The following is a 20,124-nucleotide window of genomic DNA, read 5'->3' as shown; positions in this document are numbered from 1 at the left end:
ACCATGGCGCGCGCCGTCGCGATGGGATCGTAATAGCGCACGCCCATGCGAAGTCGTTCCGGCACTAATCCATCCAGAGCGATCCCGAGCCCGAAGATGCCGATGCGCACGCCCGCGAGTTCTCTCACGACATAAGGCTTGATGCGATCTCGGAGCAATGTGTCGCGGAAATCGTAATTCGCGCTGACGACTTCGAATTTCGCGAAATTGAGCGCGCGAGCGAGCGCTTCCAATCCGCTATCGAACTCATGATTCCCCAATGTGACGACGTCATAGCCGATGGCCGACATGACCTGATAATCGGCCTCGCCGCGATAAACGTTGTAGTAGGGCGTTCCTTGGAACGCATCGCCGGCATCCAGAAGCAGCGTGTTCGGATTCTCCCGGCGGATGCGTTTGACGAGCGCTGCCCGTCGAGCAGCCCCGCCCAATCCGGCATATTGCGGATCATCGTCGGGGAACGGCTCCAATCGCGAATGCACATCGTTCGTGTGCAGGAGCGTGATCTTCGTCTCGATTTCATCCGGAGGCAGGGCTGACGCGACCGGCCAACTCGTAAAGAGCATTGCGGCGCCGGTCCGAAGACTACCTGCGAGAAACGTTCGACGGGAGACCTTCATCCCTTCTCCTCCTGTTCCACCAAGTTGCGAATGGTCTCGCTCACGGCTTCGGGGAAGCAGAGCCGATCAATATGAAATCGCCGCAATCGGCGGATCGCAGGAGAGACTTCGGTGATCTCGCGCAAGGTGCGGCTTCCTCCGTTTGCCTCGACGTAGATACGGTTCTCCGGCCCCGACGTCTCCGGAGAATACGGACCAAGGTACGGAATGTCGCTCGCCCGATCCTCGACCAGATAGTAACGAGGATCGAATCCCGCGGCCTCGACGATCCGGCGCGCTTGTTCGAGGAATCGTCGTCGGCGCTCGGCGTTGACCTGCACATCCACGGACTTGAAGAGACGGCGATGAAGGAACCTGCTCGCCAGATCGCTCAGGATGGGATCGGGCTCCTTCGTCCACCACTTGATGTGGAACATGATGTCATGATCATCGAGGGCGAGATATTCTTCGGTCGAGAGCGACTCGCGCCGAAGGACCTTCGCCATCACAGAATCAGGAACGATGTGCTGTAAGCGATCGCTCGCCATGAGATCAATGGCGCGTCGGAAGATGGAGCGAAGCATCGCCTCGGCCGCTCGCAGATTCCGATGGAAGTAGACCTGACGGAACATGTAATAGCGCGCCTGCAGATATTCCTCGACGGCGTAGAGCCCTTTGGCCGCGACGTAGAGACATTCTTGCTCAGGGGCGATCTCCAACGTGTGGAGGATCCACTCCAAATCGTAGAAACCGTATTTGGCCCCCGTCATCAAGCTATCGCGCAGGAGATAGTCGAAGCGATCCACGTCCATCTGACTGGAGATCAATTGAGAGATGAATCGCGGCCGATAGGTATGCTGCAAGACGGCGACAACGCGCGCGGGCAATTCCCGATCGCGCTCACTGAGCAAGCGATGGATCAGCGTCCCTTCATCGAGGATGATCCGCACTCCCCATTCCTCATGCCGATAACCGAGCACGGTCTCCATGACATGCGAGAACGGCCCATGTCCGACATCATGGAGCAGCGCCGCGCACATGGCCGTCAGCCGCACCTCGCGATCAATGGAATACCGCTGTCCGAGGAGAGCGAGGACGCGCCGCATCAGATGCATCACGCCGAGCGAATGGGAGAAGCGGCTGTGCTCGGCTCCTTGATAGGTGAAGAGCGCCAACCCCAATTGTCTGATCCGGCGCAGGCGTTGAAACTCCGGGGTATCAATCAACCGAACGAGCAATCGGTCGTCGGGATCCGTCTCCTCCAGCGAGATGATGTTGTGCACCGGATCGCGATAGATGCGCTCAGCCATGTCCCTCTTTCAGGCGAAGCGCGCGCTGGTCCCGTCGCGCGTCCACGTGATGCAAGCGCAGCCCGGGCTCCGCCGTCAAGTCCCATCCGGAACGCTCGCCGCGTAGCAACTTCGGATAGGCGGCGGCAGCGATCATCGCGGCATTATCCGTGGTGAGCGGTGGGCTGGGGACGTAGACGGAAATTCCCATCGTTCGCCCCAGGAGAAACACCTCCTCGCGCAGTCGGCTATTGCATGCGACGCCGCCCGTCAGAATGAGCGTGCGCGCTTCGTACTGTTCCAGCGCTCGCGACAGACGCTGCACGAGCGTGCGCACGACCGTTTCCTGAAAGCTCGCCAGCAGATCGAGGATCACTTCCGGCACTTCCTCTCCCTCTCGCACGGGGCGAATCCCCTGCTCGCGCACATAGCGCACGACGGCCGTTTTGAGTCCGCTGAAGCTGAAATCGAAATCGTTCCCGCTCATCCGCGGGATCGTGAACCGAACCGCGCGCGGATTCCCGCGTCTCGCCAGACGATCAATCACGGGACCACCGGGATACCCGAGTCCCAAGAGCTTCGCCACCTTATCGAAAGCTTCGCCGGCCGCATCATCGCGCGTATGTCCGAGCAAATGGTACTGCTCGGGCTCTGGCATCCAAAAGAGGCTCGTATCTCCTCCGGAGACGACGAGCGCGAGCGCCGGATATTGAACAGGCGGGTTCTCGAAGACGACCGAGAAGATATGCCCCTCATGATGATTCACACCGATGAGCGGTCGCGAGAGCGCGTATGCGACCGATTTCGCGTAGCAAATGCCCACAAGAAGCGAGCCGATCAGCCCGGGCCCTCGCGTCACCGCGATGGCGTCGATCTCGCGAAAGGTCACGCCCGCTTCCTCCAACGCGGCTCGAACGATGGGGACGATATTCCGCAAATGTTCGCGCGAGGCCAGTTCAGGCACGATGCCCCCGTAGGGTCGATGGACGGCATATTGCGTGGCCACGATGTTCGAGCGCAAGATCCGCCCATCTTCCACGACGGCGGCGGCGGTCTCATCGCAAGATGTCTCGATCCCGAGGATCAACATCGTGCCATTCCCTTCACGAAAGCCCCGAGGATGGAGCGGGGCTCGAGAACGCTCGTTCCTCGGCCGGAGTCTGTGTGACATCCGGCTGCGCGGCCAGGACGCTCAAGCTCTCCGGATACGGCGGGCGCGCGATCCCACGTTCGGTCACGATCGCCGTCACGTAGCGATGGGGAGTGATGTCGAAGGCCGGATTGGCAACGGCGATGCCTTCAGGGGCGATCGGATGTCCATTAATGTGCGTCACTTCACTGGCCGGTCGTTCCTCGATCGGGATCTGATCACCGGATGCGATCGAGAGATCCAGCGTCGAGATGGGGGCGACGACGTAGAAAGGAATGTTGTGCTCCTTCGCGAGGACAGCAAGCGTGTACGTCCCGATCTTGTTGGCGACGTCGCCATTGGCAGCGATGCGATCCGCGCCTACGAGCACGCAATCCACGAGTCCTCGATACATCATGTACCCGGCCATATTGTCCGTGATGAGCGTGGCGGGGATTTGCTCTTTGAGCAATTCCCAGGCGGTCAGGCGCGCGCCTTGAAGGAATGGGCGCGTCTCGTCCACATAGACATGGACGCGCTTGCCCATGAGCACGGCCGCGCGCACGACGCCGAGCGCCGTCCCCATTCCCCCAGCCGTCGCCAACGCTCCCGTATTGCAATGGGTGAGGATGCGCGCGGGATCGGGGATGAGCGCCGCGCCGTGGCGAGCCATCCGCCAATTCGTCTCGATGTCCTCGCGATAAATGTTCTGCGCTTCTCGAACCATCCATTCTTTGAGCGCGGGAAGCGACAGATGATGTCGTCGCGCTTCAGCCAGCGCGCGTCGCATGCGTTCGATCGCCCAGAAGAGATTCACGGCCGTCGGCCGCGCGCGCGCCATGAGCTGGCAAAGCGCCTCGAACTCGGCTTCCAATTCCTCGACCGTGTGCGCGCTCGAGCGCTTCACGCCGAGCGCCAAGCCGAATGCCGCGGTCACCCCAATGGCCGGCGCTCCACGCACGACCATCGCGCGAATGGCTTCGGCCACTTCTTCCGGCGTGCGCAAGAGCGGATAAACTTCTTCATGCGGCAACTTCCGCTGATCAATCACGCGGATGCCTTCGTCCGTCCATTCGACTGTTTTGATCATCGGCCCGACCTCACAGCGAGAAATCTTATCCGAAAGCCGACAGCCTCCGCAACCGCGTGCTCTCCACGGCCTTCCGTCTCGCGAAAAGTCCGCTCGACGCCGGACTTCGAGATGAAGGGTCGTTCGATCACAAGTCTCCCCACAAGAATTGGGCCACGCTGAGCACGACGAGTCCGGCTGTCTCTGTGCGGAGGATGCGCGGGCCGAGCGAGAGGGGGATGGCCCCGGCCTTCCGAGCCGCTTCAATCTCCTCATCGGCCCATCCCCCCTCCGGGCCGATGAAGACGATGAGACGTTGTGGGGGGGCCTCAGCCCATCGCTTCGCGATCTCGCGAAGCGACACGCCTTCCCGTTCCGCGCAAAAGAGCGCTGGGGCGTGAATCCGACTGAGCAGATCGCGCACCGGCTGCGGTTCCTCGATGTGAACGAGGCGCGTCCGTCGCGATTGCTTCGCGGCTTCCAACGCGATGCGTCGCCATCGTTCTAAACGCCCAGGCGCGTACGTCCCCATGACCACGTAGCGCGTCAACAGAGGAATGATGCGATGCACGCCCAGCTCCGTCGCCTTCTGCACGACGAGATCGAACTTCTCGCCCTTCGTGAGAGCTTGCGCGAGCGTCAACTCGAGGGGGGATTCGACAGCCGGCGTTGCCTGCGCGCGGACGCTCACCGAGGCGCAGCGTTCTCGCGTCTCCAGCACAACGCCTTCGTATTCGATGCCCGTTCCATCGAAGACGATGACGCGAGCTCCCGGCTTCAATCGCAGGACATGGCGCAAGTGATGCGACTCTCGCTCATCGAGTCGGATCACGCCCTGGCTAATCGCTTCCGGAGGTGCATAAAACCGATGGAGGCTCATAACGCGCCACAATCGTTCGCCATTCCCCTCCCCGTTTGACATCGAGAGAGCGAAAGGCCCTCACCAGGAGAGCTTCCCGAAAGGGCTCTTCATCGCCTTCGAGGAGACCGGAGAGGACGAGGATTCCCCCGGGTTCGAGCCGATGCGAGAATAAGGGCAGAAGGCTCACGAGCACATCAGCCGTGAGATTGGCGAGCACCATCTCGAAGCGCTCTTGCGGCAGCTCTTCGAGCGTCCCACAATGCAGGACGACGCGCTCCCGGACCCCATTGCGCTCCAAATTCTCGCGAGCGACCGCACACGCCTCCGGATCAATATCCAGCGCGACGATACGCGCCTGAGGATGGAGGCGAGCGGCTGCGATGGCGAGGATACCGGTCCCAGTCCCTACGTCGAGGAGGGAACGCCCCGTCCAATATTCCTCGAGCGCCAACAGGCAGTGCTGCGTCGTCTCATGCGTGCCCGTCCCGAAGGCCATCCCCGGATCAATCACGATCAGACAGCGATCTCCCGTCTCCCGCGGCTGGTCCCATGATGGCGCGATCAGAAATCGGCGTCCGACGGGGAAAGGTTTATATCCCTCCTTCCACCGGCTCGCCCAATCTTCGATCGGGACAGGCTCGACGCAGATTTCGGCTATTCGATCTGCCGAGAACCCGGCGCGTTGCATGGCCGCGTTCATCTGGCTCGCCCACCACGCGGCATCTTGCGGAGCATCGAAATAGGCGAGCAGCTCAAGAGCGTCTTCGCTTCCCGAGAATGCGAGCCCGCGCGTCCCTGCGCTGGAGAAGAGGGGGAAGAGGAGTTCGCTCAAATCCTCTCTCAAGCGAACGCGCACGGCCCAGAATTCGCCCATCATTCCCGAACGCTTCATCCCATCAAGAGGCGGCGCAATTCGGGCTCCCGCTCTTGGGTGACCAAGGCGACGACCATGTCCCCGATTTCCAGCCGCGTTTCTCCTCGGGGGATGAGCGTCGTGCCCGCACGCTCGATGGCGACGATATTACAATCAGGAGGGAAGGCGATGTCGCGTAGCGCCTTCCCAGCGACTGGACAGGTCTCGCCCAACACATATTCGATGATTTGCGCGCGCCCGCCATGCAGATTGAGGAGCGTGCGGATGGGGATCGTCGGCAACTCGCGCTCGATGACCTGCTCGATGATGGCCGTCGAGCTGACGGTCGCATCCACGCCGAGCTGTCGCATCACCGGTTCGTTCTTCGGGTTGCTCACGCGCGCGATCGTCTTAGGGACGCGAAACATCCGCTTGGCGAGCTGACACGCGATCAGGTTGTTCTCATCATTGCCGGTGACGGCGACGAAGACGCGGGCACGACCAGCGCCGGCTTCTTCGAGGACAGGCCCCAAGGTCCCATCGCCGCTGATGACGGCGCATTCCAATTCCGTCCGCAATTGCGCCGCATACACCACATCGCGTTCGATGAGTGCCACTTCATGCCCGCTTCCGAGCAACGAGCGAACGAGATTGATGCCCACCTTCCCCGCGCCGACCACGAGGATGAACCTCGACTCGTCGGCTCGCGGTCGCGCGACACGCGGTTCGCGGGCGGGCGAGATCTCCGGTCGTGGAATCGGATGCGCGGCCAATTCATCCACGCGTTGCATGATGGCTTCGACCGTGTAGAGCGTGGGACAAACGGTGATGAGCTGTCCATCATCGGTGACGTCCCGATGGCTCGGCTCATAGACGCGAGCGATGGCACGAGGCACTTGAAAGACCAAGCGGGCGACTTGCGCAGCCATCAGGTTCACGTTGTCCTCGCGAGTGAGCGCGAGGAAGAGATCAGCGCGATCCACGCCCGCTTGGCGTTGCACGTCCACGTCCGTGCCATCCCCTTGGATGAGCCTCACGCGGGGAAGATCAACGGCGCCCCGTAGCCGGATGGCCTCCTTGTCAATCAGCGTCACTTCATGGCCGCGCTCCACCAGCTCCGCGACCGCGCGACGTCCTACGCGTCCGTATCCGACGACGACGACTCGCATAGCTTTTCCTCCGACGTTCGATCCATCGGCGCGCTCATCTCAGAACGGCCCAATTACTCCTCTGGGACCATGTCAATGATCACCTCGACGCCCGCGCGACGCAAGATCGTCTCGATTCCCCGTCCGATGGAGTCTCCCGCGGCGATGCGGCGCGGGTTCAATCCGATCACGACCAAGTCCACGTCGTAATCGGCGACGACGCTCACGATCCCTCGACCGACGTCGCGATCGCGCCGCACGACGGGAATTGGCTTCAGATTGTGAAGCTTCACCAATTCGACGGCGCGTTCCAAGGCTTCGCGCGCGCGTCGCTCCTCTTGATCGAGGGGCGTGTTAAGGGGCAGCGACAACGGCACCTCGATCACATAGGTCAGAATCAACTCGGCTTGCTGCTCCTGACCAAGGCGGCACGCCAACTCAACCGCACGATCGCTATATCCGGTCCCCTTCACAGGGACAAGGATGCGCTTAAGGGCACTAACCCCTCGATATGCGCGCGCCACTGCTGGTCCGATCGGCGCCGGCGGATGAAGCATCCACCACAACATCCCTCCCAAGGAGGCGAGGAAAATCGCGGCCAGGACCACCCCGACGACCGAGATGTGAACCTCACCTCCGGACATTCTCCTCCCTTCTCCGACGGAGATAATACGCGATGATGAAGCGCAATCGGTAGAGCCCTAGGGCTACGAACCCTCCGCCCACCCCGAAGCCCAAGAGACTTCCCCCGAGGCGAAACACGCGATAGAGGATGATCACCCCGAGCATCAGCAAGAGGAACGTGTACACGATCTGTACGACGTCCCGAATCGAGAGCGAAGACGCCGCTGGAGTGTGCGATTCATTCCACGATGGTTCCAGCTTCATGATTGAGTCGCCTCCTCCACCGATCCCGTTCCGCGAGGGCGATGCGGTATTGTTCCAAGAGATCGTACTCCTCGGCGGCTTCGAGAACTTCCATCTGCTCCTTCTCCCAATGGCGCGGCACGCTCCGGAAGATCGGCAATCCTCTCCGCCAGCGATACCACGCATAGTACAGGGAACTGAGAAGGACCCACGCCGGCCCTGCTACAGCCGCAATCTCATGCGTGAAGAGCACAATCACGAGAACGGCGGTGATTCCAGCAAGCCCGATGATCCCCAAAATGGGGACGTGAATGATCGTGCCCTCTCGCCGAATCGGGATGTTGAACGGCACGCGATAGGGGCGAGGCGTATAGGGATCGGTGAAGCGCAGCCGGATGAGCGAGACCATGACGAGCGTATAGCCGAGCGTCGCGCCGAAGGCGTACATATTGGCCAGCGTGTCAATGGCACTCTCGGTCAAGGAAGCCAACACCACCTGGAGCGCCGCGATCGCCGAGAAGATGACGATCGTGCGCGCTGGGGTGCGATATCGCGGATGAACGTGTTCGAACCACGAAGAGATGGAATCGTACCGACTCATGGAGAACGCCACGCGGGAGACGCTCATCACACCAGAGTTGGAGGAGAGCATGAGGACGAGCACAGCCAGCGCGGCCGTCACGTCTTCGGCGACGCGCCCGATCCACGGCAGATGCCCCGCCACGATCGCTACCGAGCGCCCGATGTTGCGCTCATCCAGGAAGACCTCCCACCGCACCGTGCCGAGGGTGAGCACCGAGAGCGAGACAGCGAAGAGGAAGACTGTGAAGACCAACACGATCGAAGTCCGAGGGACGATTGTGGCCGGCCGCCGTGTCTCCTGCGCCGCTTGCGAGATGGATTCCAAGCCCACGAAGGAGATGATCGCCAGCGATGCACCATAGAGGAATTGGCGCGGATGGAAATTTGCGAACGTCTCCGTCCACTGCGCCATCAACAGCTCCGGCTTCCATGCGAAGATGAGCCCCATCGAGATGATGAGCGATTCCATGAGGATGATCAGCACCCCGATCAGCTCATTCAGCAGGCTGGCCTGCCGCATCCCCCGCACGTTCAACCACGTGAGGAACGCAATGAGCAGGAGCGTCGCGAGCGCCAGCCCGACGCGCACATGCTCAAACGGTCCGATCGCCAGCGTCGCCTCAGCCAACGCCGGCACGAAGTGCGAGAAATAGGTCACGGCGAAGTAAGCGAAGAGCGCTGTGCAGAGGGTGTAATCGAGCACGAGCGCGCTGCCGGCCACCAAGCTCCAAAAATCGCCCAGGCCGCGCAGGGCGAAATATTGTCCGCCGCCGGCCACCGGATAGGCCGAAGCCAATTCCGTGTAAGCCAGGCCCACTAGGATGTAGACCGTCCCCGCGAGCAAGAAGGCCAGTGGAGCCGCACCCTCCGAGAAGGCGAAGACCAAACCGAGCGCGACGAATGTATCGGCACCGACATCGGCGAAGCCCCACATGTAGGAGCCCCAGACCGTGACATCCCGTCGCAATTCTACCACTGCCGTCCGTTCCTCGGCCATTACCCTTCCCTCCGCGCGAACGCCGTCTTTGACGAGAGGAAGAACACGAGGAATCGACTCCTCGTGAGACCGATCACGGTTTGCGCGGACTCGCGCCCAGGGATTGCCCCAGCTCGCGCGCTTCCACGTTGTTCGGATCGAGGGCTAGTGCTCGCTCCACGCTCAGACGCGCGCGCTCACGTTCGCCCACGGCCAGATAGATACGCGCCAGCAGCAGATGAGCTGACGCCGATTGCGGATTCCAAAACGCCGCTGCGTGCGCGGCGTCGGCAGCTTCACGCCAATTCCCTCGCCGGAGATAGAGACGCGCCTTCAGCAGATGCGCCTCGGCCCAATCCGGCCTCGTTCTCAATACCCCCTCCAGGATGGCCAACGCTTCTTCATCCCGACCGCTCTCCAGCAGTGCTTCCGCCTCGCGCACGGCTTCGGACGGACGCCCCATCGGAGCGCGCGACAAGAGCCCACGACTCCCCCCTTCGCCTCGCCGCGAGAGGCGCATCTTGAGTCGAGGCACGATCGGGGGATCGGCGACCTTCTCCCACTCGGCGAATTGCGGGAGGTACCGGCGGGCTAACGCGAGCGCTCCTTGAGCCTCTTCCTCACGACCCAAACGGTGCCAGCTCTTTCCCAAGAGATAATGCGCTTCTCCATCCGCCGGACGGCGTCGCACGACATGCCGCAATTGCACGAGAGCGTTCTCGAAATCCCCATGCTTCCACAGCGCGTAGCCGTAGTTGAAGCGGATGTCGGGATCCGTCTCGGCGCGTTCGACCGCTCGCGAGAAGTTGCTCACGGCCGCCTCCACCTGCCCCAATCGCAGCTCGACGAGCGCGAGGTTATTGTAGACCTCCGCAAGCGGCCACGCGCGAGCCAGCGCTCGATAGATCTCCAGCGCGCGATCCCACTCTTGCTGCTGGATGGCGCAAACGCCCAGGTAAAACTGCGCTTCTCGATGCGCCGGAGATTCATGGCTCAGGCGACGAAGATAAGACACTGCCTCAGCACACTGCTTCTGCTGGGCATACGTTCGCCCAAGCTCCAGAAGCAATGGGGCATAGACCTTCCCCTTGGCCGCTTGCTCCGCACGCCGAAGAAATTGAAGCGCGATTTGAGGATCCGCCGCCATTCGCGCTTTCGCAAAAAGCTCCAACACGCTCACCGGCAGCGTTGCGGCGCGCTGCTTCATGTCTTGACGCGCAGCCGCCGAGAGGCGATCGCCGAGCACTTCGCCCACGAGCGCTCCCAAAAGCGAAGGCAAGTCTTGAAGCGGAGCGCCCAACGTCAATTCATTCGTCAGCATTCGAGCTTCTGACACCCGGATCACGCGCGCCGTGAGGGTGAGGCGTTCTTGTCCCTTGGCCCCGCTCACCTGATATGTCCCCATCACGAGTCGCTCAGCGCCGAGCTGCTCAGCGACGAGGAGCGCCGAGGCGCGCGTCAGGACTAAGCCCTCGGGCAAGCGAAGCTGCTCATACGCGGCTCGCCGATCATCGGGTGAGACGACCGACTCTCCCACCTGCGCCAGCAGATCGGAGAGAAAAAGCGAACAGGCTTCTCCCACCCAGTGATAATCGGCCTCGCGGGTCTTGTTCTCGAAGGGTAAGACGAGAATCGGCGCTCTCTCCTGCGCCCGAATGATGGCCCCGAATACGAAGAGCGCGGCAGCTATGGCAACGCCCCGCGCTGTGCTCTTCGCTCTCGCTCTTTCGGCCATAGATGATAAATGGTGAGCCGTGCAGGAATCGAACCTGCGACCCTCGGGTTAAAAGCCCGATGCTCTACCGACTGAGCTAACGGCCCACTTCACGATCGAGGTGTGTAAGGATAGCACGTTTCATTCCCCTCCGTCCAGAAGCGAAGAACGTCCATCGGTTCGAAATAGGTGCTCATCGCGGCATCGCCGCGCGTAGTCTGGAAGCCGTCGCGGGTGCATCGTTGACAGATAAATGGCGGGGCTTTAGCATTGAGTGTTTTTCGGCGCGTTGTCCGGCAAGCAGAAGGTCACCGCCGAGCTAATTCAAGCCGAGGAAAGGGGGGATTATGGCCAAGCGTATCGTTCATGGGGAGCATTCCCGTCAAGCTCTCCTGCGGGGGATCAACAAATTGGCCGATGCCGTGAGGATCACCCTCGGGCCACGAGGTCGGAACGTCATCTTGGAGAAGCGATATGGCTCGCCGACGATCACCAAAGACGGCGTGACCGTCGCCAAGGAGATTGAGCTGAGCGATGCTTTGGAGAACGTGGGCGCGCAGATGGTCCGAGAGGTCGCAGCGAAGACGTCGGAGGTCGCTGGCGATGGGACGACGACGGCGACGATCCTGGCGCAAGCGATCTTTCGCGAAGGCGTGAAGAACGTCGCCGCGGGCGCCAATCCGATGGCCTTGAAGCGCGGGATTGAACAAGCCGTCGCGCGCGCGGTCGAGGAGATTCGCCGTTTAGCTCGTCCCGTCAAAGGCGACGCCATCGCGGCTGTCGGAACGATCTCGGCCAACGGGGATGCGACCATCGGCCACCTCATCGCTGAAGCCATGGAACGCGTGGGCAAAGACGGCGTCATCACTGTCGAAGAATCCCGCACGATTGAGACGACGCTCGAGGTTGTCGAAGGCTTACAATTCGATCGCGGGTTCCTCTCCCCTTATTTCATCACGGATCCCGAGCGCATGGAATGCGTCCTCACGGACGCCGCCATTCTCATTCACGAGAAGCGCATCAGCTCGGTGAAGGATTTGCTCCCGCTACTGGAACAGATCGCACGGGCGGGACGGCCGCTGCTCATCATCGCCGAGGACGTGGAAGCGGAGGCGCTAGCGACGCTGGTCGTCAACCGCTTGCGAGGTACGCTGCAGGTCTGCGCCGTGCGGGCTCCGGGATTTGGCGAGCGACGTCGAGCGATGCTCGAAGACATCGCCATCCTGACCGGGGGACGCCTCATCGCGGAGGAGTTGGGGATTCGCTTGGAGAACGTGACGCTCAAAGAGCTTGGCCGCGCCAAGCGCGTGATCGTGGACAAAGACACGACGACGATCGTCGAGGGGCTTGGGAAGAAGAGCGATCTCGAGGCGCGCATCCGACAACTGCGCGCGCAGATCGAGGAGACGACGTCCGACTACGATCGCGAGAAGTTACAGGAGCGCTTGGCCAAGCTCGCGGGTGGCGTGGCCATCATCAAAGTGGGGGCAGCGACCGAGACCGAGTTGAAGGAGAAGAAGGCGCGCGTCGAAGATGCCTTGCACGCGACGCGCGCCGCTCTCGAAGAGGGGATCGTGCCCGGCGGAGGCGTCGCCTTCATCCGCGCCCTTAAGGCCCTGGAGACGCTTCGCCTCGAAGATCCGGATGAACAGACGGGGGTCACCATCGTCAAGCGTGCGCTCGAAGAGCCGCTGCGCCAAATCGCCGCTAACGCCGGCCTAGAGGGGGCCGTCGTCGTCGAGCGAGTGAAGGCCGAACGCAATGAGCACTTCGGCTTCAACGCGGAGACAGAGCAATTCGAGGACCTCGTCAAAGCCGGCATCATCGATCCGGCCAAAGTCAGCCGCGTCGCCCTCCAAAATGCTTCGTCCATCGCGTCGCTGCTCATCACGACGGAGACGCTCGTGACGGAGATCAAGGAGGAGGCGGAAGAATCGCCCGCGCCCTCGATGGAATTCTGAGCCGCTGTGCGCGGAGCAGGGATCTGACGGATGTCGGGGCTTATCGGTGAAAGAGCCGCTCGATCTCTCGAAGCGTGAACCTCACCACGACCGGTCGCCCGTGGGGACAGCTCGTGGGGAAGGACGCACGAAACAGTTCATCTACGAGCCAGCGCATCATCGTCTCAGTCAGGGGAGTATGGATTTTCACGGCCGCGCGACAGGCGAGGCTCGCCGCCAGACGGTCGCGCAAACGCTCGGGCGGGGAGCGCCGTTCTTGATCGGCGATCTCCAGAAGTTCCAGGACGAGAGAGCGGGCTTCCGAGACGGGAACATCTGCCGGAAGCGCCGTGAGCGCGAGGGCGCGACCCGAGAATTCCTCAACTTCAATTCCCAGCCGCATCAGCTCCTCGCGCGCGCTCTCGAAGACGGCTTGCTGTGCGGGCGTCAGCTCGATGATTTCCGGCACAAGCAGGGGCTGCGCGGGCAATGCCTCGCGAGCGAGGCGTTCTCGAAAGCGCTCGAAGAGAATGCGCTCGTGCGCGGCATGCTGATCAATGAGCAGCAACTCCCGATCCGTCGCCGCGATGATGAAGCTCTGACGGAATTGGCCAATAAGGTGGACGTGCCCAACTGCCGTCTCCTCCTCGATCGTCTCCAGCGATGGACGCGCCAGGCACTGCGGACTGATCGACGGGCGTTCCCTCGCTGCGCTCGATCGCAGAGCGTCTTCGGAGGAAACGGTCGTCGGCCGCGCTTCGGATGCCCCCGTCGGTGAGAAGGTCAGGCCGAGCGAAGATTGACGTGGCGCCGGAGGGACGAGCGGCGCTTGAAGACGAAACGCCTCCCGCGAGAGCGCGCGCTCGGTACCGGTCCGAGCGACAGGCTCTGTCGCCGTTCGTCTCACTTCCACGATTGGCCGCGCCTGCTGCAGGGCTCGACGTACGGCTTCGATGACCGTCGCTTGCACGTGAGCTGGGCGTCGGAAGCGCACCTCGATCTTCGCCGGATGCACGTTCACGTCCACCTCCGACGGCGGTAGCTCAATGAATAGAATCGCCGCCGGATGCGTCCCTGTGGGAAGGAGCGTTCGATAGCTCTCGCCGAGCGCTTGCGTCAACAGGCGATCCCGCACATAGCGGCCATTGACGAAAAAATATTGCGCCTCGCGGGTCGTCCGCCCCCAATTCGGCTTGGAAGCGAATCCATAGACCCGCACTCCCTCACTCGCATGTTCCAGCTCAACCACGCTCGCGAGGAACTCGGCGCCGAAGACCTGATAGGCGCGCTCCCGCAGCGTCTCCACGGCCGCGACGTCAAGCAGCGTCCGTCCCCCGTGTTGCACGCGAAAGGCTACGTGCGGGTAGCAGAGGGCATAATGCGTCACCAGATTCGTGACGTGGAACAACTCGGTCGCGTCGCTTTTGAGGAACTTGCGGCGCGCTGGGACATTGTAGAAGAGATCGCGGACGTGCACATCGGTTCCTCCGGCCCACGCGCACTCGCGCACATCCTTGATCTTCCCTCCTTCGATCTCGATCTCCGTCCCCACCAGATCCGTCGCCGTCTTCGTCCGCAAAAGGACGCGCGAGACAGCGGCAATCGCAGGCAAGGCTTCGCCTCGAAATCCAAGGGTCGCGATGCGCTCCAGATCCTCGACCGATGCGATCTTGCTCGTGGCATGTCGCTCGAAGGCCAGCAGCGCATCATCGCGCGTCATCCCTTCGCCATCATCGGTGACGCGCACGAGCTTCTTTCCCCCGAGCTCCACCTCGATACAAATCCGCCGACTCCCGGCATCGAGCGCGTTCTCGACCAGCTCCTTCGCGACCGACGCCGGACGCTCGACGACTTCGCCCGCCGCGATCTTACTCGCCAGAAGGTCTGGGAGAATCCGGATCTTCCCCATGGGGTGCCTCGCTCATTCGCTTCGGTTTGAGGACGAGGCCCAATTCGTCCAGTTGCTCCGGAGAGACTTCGCTCGGACATTCGAGCATGAGATCCGTCGCGCTCGCCGTCTTCGGGAACGCGATCACCTCTCGAATGGACGTCTCCCCCGCAAGCAACATGACCAATCGGTCGAAGCCCAGCGCGATGCCGCCATGCGGCGGCGCGCCGTATTCGAACGCGTCGAGCAAAAAGCCGAATTTGCGCCGCGCTTCTTCCTCATCGAGCCCGATCACGCGAAAGACGCGCTGCTGGATGTCTCGCCGATGAATACGAATAGATCCCCCTCCGATCTCCACACCATTTAGGACGAGGTCGTACGCTTTGGCGCGCACGGAGGCGGGATCCGTCTCCAACCGATCTATGTCCTCGTCACGGGGAGACGTGAAGGGATGATGTACGGCGCTCCACCGATGCTCGTTCGGATCCCACTCGAACATGGGGAAATCGGTGATCCACACGAATCGAAATTCCGTCTCGTCGGCCCAACCTTCGCGCCGCGCGATCTCCAGGCGCAGAAGCCCTAACGCTTCGTTCACCACAGCGCGCGGTCCGGCAGCGATGAGCACGAGATCTCCTCGATCGGCTCCCGTCGCGCGCACGAGCGCTTCCACTTTCGCCGATCCGAGGGCTTTCACAAGCGCCGATGTCGCCTCGCCGTCTCCCAGCTTAATCCACGTCAGTCCCGGGAGCCCTGCGCGCCGAGCGATCTCAGCCAACTCGTCCAACTGCTTCCGCGAATATTTAACTCCCCCTGCCACGGCGATTCCCTTGATGACCCCGCCATCATCGAGCGTTCGCCGATAGGGGGCGAATTCAACGTCATGCAGCCACGGCGTGAGGTCCACAAGCTCCATGCCGAAGCGCAGGTCCGGCTTCTCCGTCCCATAGCGTTCGATCGCTTCCGCAAAGGAGAGGCGTGGAAATGGTCGGACAATCTCTCGCCCCACGAGCCGGCACAATTCCTCCATGAGCGGCTCGATCAAGGCGAAAATCGCCTCGGGCGTGGCGAAGGACATCTCCACGTCAATCTGCGTGAACTCCGGCTGCCGATCCGCACGCAGATCCTCATCGCGAAAGCAACGCACGATCTGAAAGTACCGATCGAAGCCCGCCACCATGAGGAGTTGCTTGAAGAGCTGAGGGGATTGGGGCAAGGCGTAGAATTTCCCAGGATGCAATCGGCTCGGGACAATGAAGTCGCGCGCTCCTTCCGGGGTGGACTTGATGAGCATCGGCGTCTCGATCTCCAAGAAGCCCTGCCGATCGAAATACTGGCGCGCGATCAAGGCCGCGCGATGCCGAAGGATGAGGTTGCGCTGCATGCGAGATCGGCGCAGATCGAGATAGCGATAGCGCAAGCGCACATCTTCCGAAGGCGGACTTCCGCGCTCGTCCTCAATGGGGAACGGTGGCGTTTTCGAGGGATTGAGGATGATCACGCGCTCGGCCACGACCTCGATCTCCCCAGTCGCGATCTTCGGATTGACCGTCTCCGGGGCTCGGCGCACGACGATCCCACTGACGGCGATGACGTACTCGTTGCGAACGAGTTTGGCCACGGCATGCGCGTCAGGAGCCCGTTGTTCGTCGCACACGATCTGCGTGATTCCGTATCGGTCGCGAAGATCAAGAAACGTCAGTGGACCAAGATCGCGCCGCCGATGCACCCATCCCATGAGAAGGACGCGTTGCCCAGCTTGCTCCGGACGCAGTTCTCCACAAGTATGCGTCCGAACCAACGTCTCCCAATGCTCTTCCCCACTGGTTGTCTCCCTCAATCCTTCCGATTGCGCCGCATCCATACTGTTCTCCCAACAGGAGGAACACTCCCCGATCCGGTTTCAGCGGCATGCGCTCGCGGAGGACTTCCGCGAGGTCGAGAGCTTCTGCACAAGGGCTTCTTCCGAAAGCGCCTCTTGTTCGCCCGTCTGCAGATCGCGAAGCGTATAACGTCCGGCCGCCAATTCATCCTCGCCGATCAAGAGCGCATAGCGCGCTTTCACTCGATCGGCCTGCGCCATCAGTCGTCGGAGCTTCCGCTCCTCGAAATCGTAGATCACGACTAAGCCAGCGCGCCGCAGCCGTCGAGCCACGCGGAACGCTTCTTGACGCGCCGCCTCCCCGAGATAGGCGATATACAGATCCGGCGCGTCGTCGGCGACCGCCGCCTTCTCGGGCAGGGCCAAGAGCAATCGCTCTACCCCTAAAGCGAACCCGATCCCTTTGGCTGGCGGCCCACCAAGCAGCTCTGAGAGTCCATCATATCGTCCGCCGCCCGCGACGGCATTCTGCGCGCCTAACCGCGCACTGGTGATCTCAAAGGCCGTGCGGGTGTAATAGTCGAGCCCGCGCACAAGCCGCGACGCGATCTGATACGCAATCCCCCGCGCCTCCAGATGCCGACGTAGAGCTTCAAAATGCGCCGCACACTCAGCGCAAAGATGATCGAGCAACGCCGGCGCTCGCTCGATGAACGACTGATCCTCCTCCACCTTGCAATCGAGGATGCGCAGAGGATTCGTCTCATACCGCCGTTGACAATTCTCGCACATGCGAGCGATCGCTCCCGCGAGCGCCTCCTTCAAGTGCCGCACATACGCCGGACGACATCGTGAACACCCGACCGAATTGATGAAGAGCGCGCGTTCGACGATGCCAAGGCGATCCAGATATTCTTCCACCATCTCGATCAACTCGGCATCAATAGCCGGATCATCGGTTTGCCCAATCGCCTCCGCTCCGATTTGATGGAATTGTCGAAAGCGCCCTTTTTGCGGTCGCTCATAGCGAAAGTGCGGCCCGAGATAAAAGAGCTTCACCAAGCTCCCCCACGTCCACATCTTATGCTGGATGTAGGCACGGACGACCGAGGCCGTACTCTCCGGCCGCAAGCTCAAACTCTCTCCACTCCGATCCGTGAAGGTGTACATCTCCTTGGCGACGATGTCCGTCTCCTCGCCAACGCTACGGGCGAAGAGCTCCGTCCGCTCGAAGATCGGCGTGCGAATCTCGCGATATCCGTAGCAGCGGAAGACGGCGCGCGCCGTCTCCTCCAGAAGGCGCCAGCGGGGGATCTCGCTCGGAAGGACGTCGAAGGTTCCGCGAACCGTTTGAATCACCCCGTGCCTCTCACCCGTCCGGCGAGATATTGTTCCTTCAACTCCCGATAGCTCCGCCATCCTCCCTCGATCCGACGCAATTCCTCTTCGGTCAGCTCGCGCACAATTCGCGCCGGAACTCCCGCCACGAGAGATCCCGGCGGCACTTGCGTCCCCTCGCGAACGACCGATCCGGCCGCGATGAGCGATCGCTCTCCGACGACAACGCCGTCTAAGAGGATCGCTCCCATCCCGATTAAGCACTCATCGCCGATCGTGCACCCATGAACGATCGCCCGATGCCCAATCGTGACGCGATCGCCGATGAGTACCGGGAACCGTCCACCCGTCACATGCACCACCACCCCGTCTTGAATGTTCGTGTCCCGCCCAATGCGGATGCGATGGACATCGCCGCGCACCACCGCATGGAACCAAATCGAAGAGTGTTCTCCGATCTCCACGTCCCCGACGACGATCGCCGTCTCTTCCACAAAAGCTGTCTCGGCGATCTGAGGCCAAACGCCACGAAATGGCAGGATCATCGTTCGCCCTTCATGCCGTACGAGTTACTCGGAACTTGTAAAGCTACCACACGATCTCTCTCCCTCGCAAGAAAGGGCGCGGAGCGGTTCGGCAACAAATGCGCCGCGTTTGCATCGGACGTCTCGTCCCAAGAGGCCCTCATCGTCCGAAGGTGAACACGATGCCCACTGAGAGCCGCGCATTATTCTGCGTCTCGCCACCAAAGCGAGTGAGGAGATAATCGCCCTGTAGCAATCGGAGCGCGAAGCGCTCGCCAATGGGGACATCGAACCCGCCTCCAAAGATCATCCCGAACGCCGAGAGCGAGCCACCATCTCCGAGTCGCGCGCCACCGAACAAAAAATGAGTGAAGGCCGTGATCGTGTTCCGCATGGAGAAGCGAGGACCGACGGTGTAAGAGTAAATCGAGAGCCCCGACCGATAGTGGCCGCTCACATCGGCAGCGATCCCGAACCACGAATTCACATTCCCGGCGATCGAAAAATTCCACCCGTGAGAGTTGACCGCTTCCGCCAACCGCGCATACGAGTAGCCCGTGAAGATCTCGACTCGCGGAGCTTCCTGCGCGAATCCCGACTTCGCTGCGCAAAGTATGAGCCCGACAAGAGCGATCTTCACCGTCTTTCGCATATCGCCTCCTTTCCCTCGCACTTTCTCAGAGCTTCTCGCGCTCTCGCGCGCTTCACACGCCGTCGCTCTATTTGCACAGAAGCCCTCTCGAAAAAAGAGCGAAAGCCCCGGATGCCTGGTTCCCCTCATTCCACAGGGCTTCCCACGAGGGAGAACGTTGGCTCCTGCTCCTCGGCTTCACTGTACCGCGCGGGTGTCAGCAAGGGGCGACGCGTGTAGAAGCTCAAGACGTTCTCTCCTTGTCGCACCTGCCGCACGCGTTCCAACTCCCCATAGCGAGGTTCCAAGGCACGCTTGGCATGATGCATGACAATGAGCACTCCTTCTGGCGCCAACACCCACGGCTTGCGCGCGAGGCATTCGAGCACGGGGTCATAGAGCATCGAGGCATACGGGGGGTCGAAGAAGATTATGTCGAAGGTCTCCCCATGTGCGCCGAATTGCTCCAGAGCGCGGACGGCATCCTGCTGAAGGACCACGATGCCATCGCCGATGCCGCAGGCGCTAAGATTTCGCCGGAGTACGGCGATGACTGCGGGAGAGCGCTCGACGAACGTGACCTGTCGTGCCCCACGACTGAGTGCCTCAATCCCTACTGATCCCGTCCCCGCACAGAGATCGAGGAAACGCGCACCCGTAAGTCGTGGTCGCAGGATATTGAAAAGGGATTCCCTCAATCGGTCGGGAGTCGGCCGGACTTCCCTCCCCGAAAGGCTCTTCAGGCGTCGCCCCTTGTACAGGCCTGCGATCACGCGCACGGAGTTATATTATCGCCGACCAGGCCACGAGGCAACGCTCCTCACTAGGCCACCTTTACTATGCGATATGCTTGAGCAGGCTTTTCTCAAGGAACCGAGGGCCTCTTTATGGAG

18 protein-coding genes and 1 tRNA gene are annotated in these 20,124 nt (G+C 61.7%); 1 reads left to right on the top strand and 18 read right to left on the bottom strand.

Going from position 1 to position 20,124, the window contains the following annotated elements:
• From NZ746_09205 to NZ746_09150, 12 genes are all read right to left on the bottom strand, one after another.
• Window positions 1-620, bottom strand: a 620-nt coding sequence (locus NZ746_09205) for a metallophosphoesterase (protein ID MCS6817545.1), incomplete at its 3' end; no start/stop codon positions are given.
• Window positions 617-1,909 carry an HD domain-containing protein gene (locus NZ746_09200; protein ID MCS6817544.1) on the bottom strand — a complete coding sequence of 431 codons (1,293 nt, stop codon included), beginning with the start codon at window positions 1,907-1,909 and terminating at the stop codon, window positions 617-619. The genes NZ746_09200 and NZ746_09205, both read right to left, overlap by 4 nt.
• Window positions 1,902-2,978 carry a tRNA (adenosine(37)-N6)-threonylcarbamoyltransferase complex transferase subunit TsaD gene (gene tsaD / locus NZ746_09195; GenBank protein ID MCS6817543.1) on the bottom strand — a complete coding sequence of 359 codons (1,077 nt, stop codon included), beginning with the start codon at window positions 2,976-2,978 and terminating at the stop codon, window positions 1,902-1,904. The genes NZ746_09200 and tsaD overlap by 8 nt, the downstream gene beginning before the upstream one ends.
• A 13-nt stretch (window positions 2,979-2,991) precedes the next feature.
• Window positions 2,992-4,107 carry an S-methyl-5-thioribose-1-phosphate isomerase gene (gene mtnA, locus NZ746_09190; GenBank protein ID MCS6817542.1) on the bottom strand — a complete coding sequence of 372 codons (1,116 nt, stop codon included), beginning with the start codon at window positions 4,105-4,107 and terminating at the stop codon, window positions 2,992-2,994.
• Window positions 4,108-4,234: 127 nt separating this feature from the next.
• A complete protein-coding gene (locus NZ746_09185) occupies window positions 4,235-4,966 on the bottom strand; it encodes a 16S rRNA (uracil(1498)-N(3))-methyltransferase (GenBank protein MCS6817541.1) in 732 nt (243 codons plus the stop codon).
• Window positions 4,926-5,840 (bottom strand): 50S ribosomal protein L11 methyltransferase, encoded by a 915-nt coding sequence (prmA, locus tag NZ746_09180; protein MCS6817540.1) that lies wholly within the window; start codon window positions 5,838-5,840, stop codon window positions 4,926-4,928. The genes NZ746_09185 and prmA overlap by 41 nt, the downstream gene beginning before the upstream one ends.
• Window positions 5,837-6,970: an NAD-binding protein gene (locus NZ746_09175; GenBank protein MCS6817539.1), complete on the bottom strand. Its 1,134-nt coding sequence runs from the start codon at window positions 6,968-6,970 to the stop codon at window positions 5,837-5,839. The genes prmA and NZ746_09175 overlap by 4 nt, the downstream gene beginning before the upstream one ends.
• Before the next feature lie 53 nt (window positions 6,971-7,023).
• A complete protein-coding gene (locus NZ746_09170; GenBank protein ID MCS6817538.1) occupies window positions 7,024-7,593 on the bottom strand; it encodes a universal stress protein in 570 nt (189 codons plus the stop codon).
• The gene (locus tag NZ746_09165) at window positions 7,580-7,837 is read right to left on the bottom strand and encodes a hypothetical protein (GenBank protein MCS6817537.1); all 258 of its coding nucleotides are present in this window, start codon (window positions 7,835-7,837) and stop codon (window positions 7,580-7,582) included. Before NZ746_09165 ends, NZ746_09170 begins: the two co-directional genes overlap by 14 nt.
• Window positions 7,812-9,395 (bottom strand): APC family permease, encoded by a 1,584-nt coding sequence (locus NZ746_09160; protein ID MCS6817536.1) that lies wholly within the window; start codon window positions 9,393-9,395, stop codon window positions 7,812-7,814. Before NZ746_09160 ends, NZ746_09165 begins: the two co-directional genes overlap by 26 nt.
• Window positions 9,396-9,468: 73 nt before the next feature.
• A complete protein-coding gene (locus NZ746_09155; protein MCS6817535.1) occupies window positions 9,469-11,109 on the bottom strand; it encodes a tetratricopeptide repeat protein in 1,641 nt (546 codons plus the stop codon).
• 10 nt (window positions 11,110-11,119) lie between these two features.
• Window positions 11,120-11,195: transfer RNA gene (locus NZ746_09150), tRNA-Lys, on the bottom strand.
• 240 nt (window positions 11,196-11,435) lie between these two features.
• On the opposite strand from NZ746_09150, the gene groL reads away from it, so the two are divergent.
• Entirely contained in the window at window positions 11,436-13,049 is a 1,614-nt protein-coding gene (gene groL, locus NZ746_09145; GenBank protein ID MCS6817534.1) for a chaperonin GroEL, read from the top strand.
• A gap of 40 nt (window positions 13,050-13,089) precedes the next feature.
• Here groL and mutL read toward each other — a convergent pair whose 3' ends face one another.
• From mutL to rsmD, 6 genes are all read right to left on the bottom strand, one after another.
• A complete protein-coding gene (gene mutL, locus NZ746_09140) occupies window positions 13,090-14,937 on the bottom strand; it encodes a DNA mismatch repair endonuclease MutL (GenBank protein ID MCS6817533.1) in 1,848 nt (615 codons plus the stop codon).
• On the bottom strand, window positions 14,897-16,717 hold the full coding sequence (aspS, locus tag NZ746_09135; GenBank protein MCS6817532.1) for an aspartate--tRNA ligase: 1,821 nt from the start codon (window positions 16,715-16,717) through the stop codon (window positions 14,897-14,899). The genes mutL and aspS overlap by 41 nt, the downstream gene beginning before the upstream one ends.
• A gap of 102 nt (window positions 16,718-16,819) precedes the next feature.
• Entirely contained in the window at window positions 16,820-18,097 is a 1,278-nt protein-coding gene (gene hisS, locus NZ746_09130) for a histidine--tRNA ligase (GenBank protein MCS6817531.1), read from the bottom strand.
• Window positions 18,094-18,621, bottom strand: coding sequence for a gamma carbonic anhydrase family protein (locus NZ746_09125; GenBank protein MCS6817530.1), 528 nt, complete (start codon window positions 18,619-18,621; stop codon window positions 18,094-18,096). Before NZ746_09125 ends, hisS begins: the two co-directional genes overlap by 4 nt.
• Window positions 18,622-18,760: 139 nt before the next feature.
• On the bottom strand, window positions 18,761-19,252 hold the full coding sequence (locus tag NZ746_09120) for a hypothetical protein (GenBank protein MCS6817529.1): 492 nt from the start codon (window positions 19,250-19,252) through the stop codon (window positions 18,761-18,763).
• Window positions 19,253-19,377: 125 nt separating this feature from the next.
• Window positions 19,378-20,010 carry a 16S rRNA (guanine(966)-N(2))-methyltransferase RsmD gene (gene rsmD / locus NZ746_09115; GenBank protein MCS6817528.1) on the bottom strand — a complete coding sequence of 211 codons (633 nt, stop codon included), beginning with the start codon at window positions 20,008-20,010 and terminating at the stop codon, window positions 19,378-19,380.
• Window positions 20,011-20,124: the final 114 nt, after the last annotated feature.

The organism is Blastocatellia bacterium, assembly GCA_025055075.1.
GTDB lineage: Bacteria > Acidobacteriota > Blastocatellia > HR10 > HR10 > HR10.
This window is presented reverse-complemented; position numbering and strand designations above follow the sequence as displayed.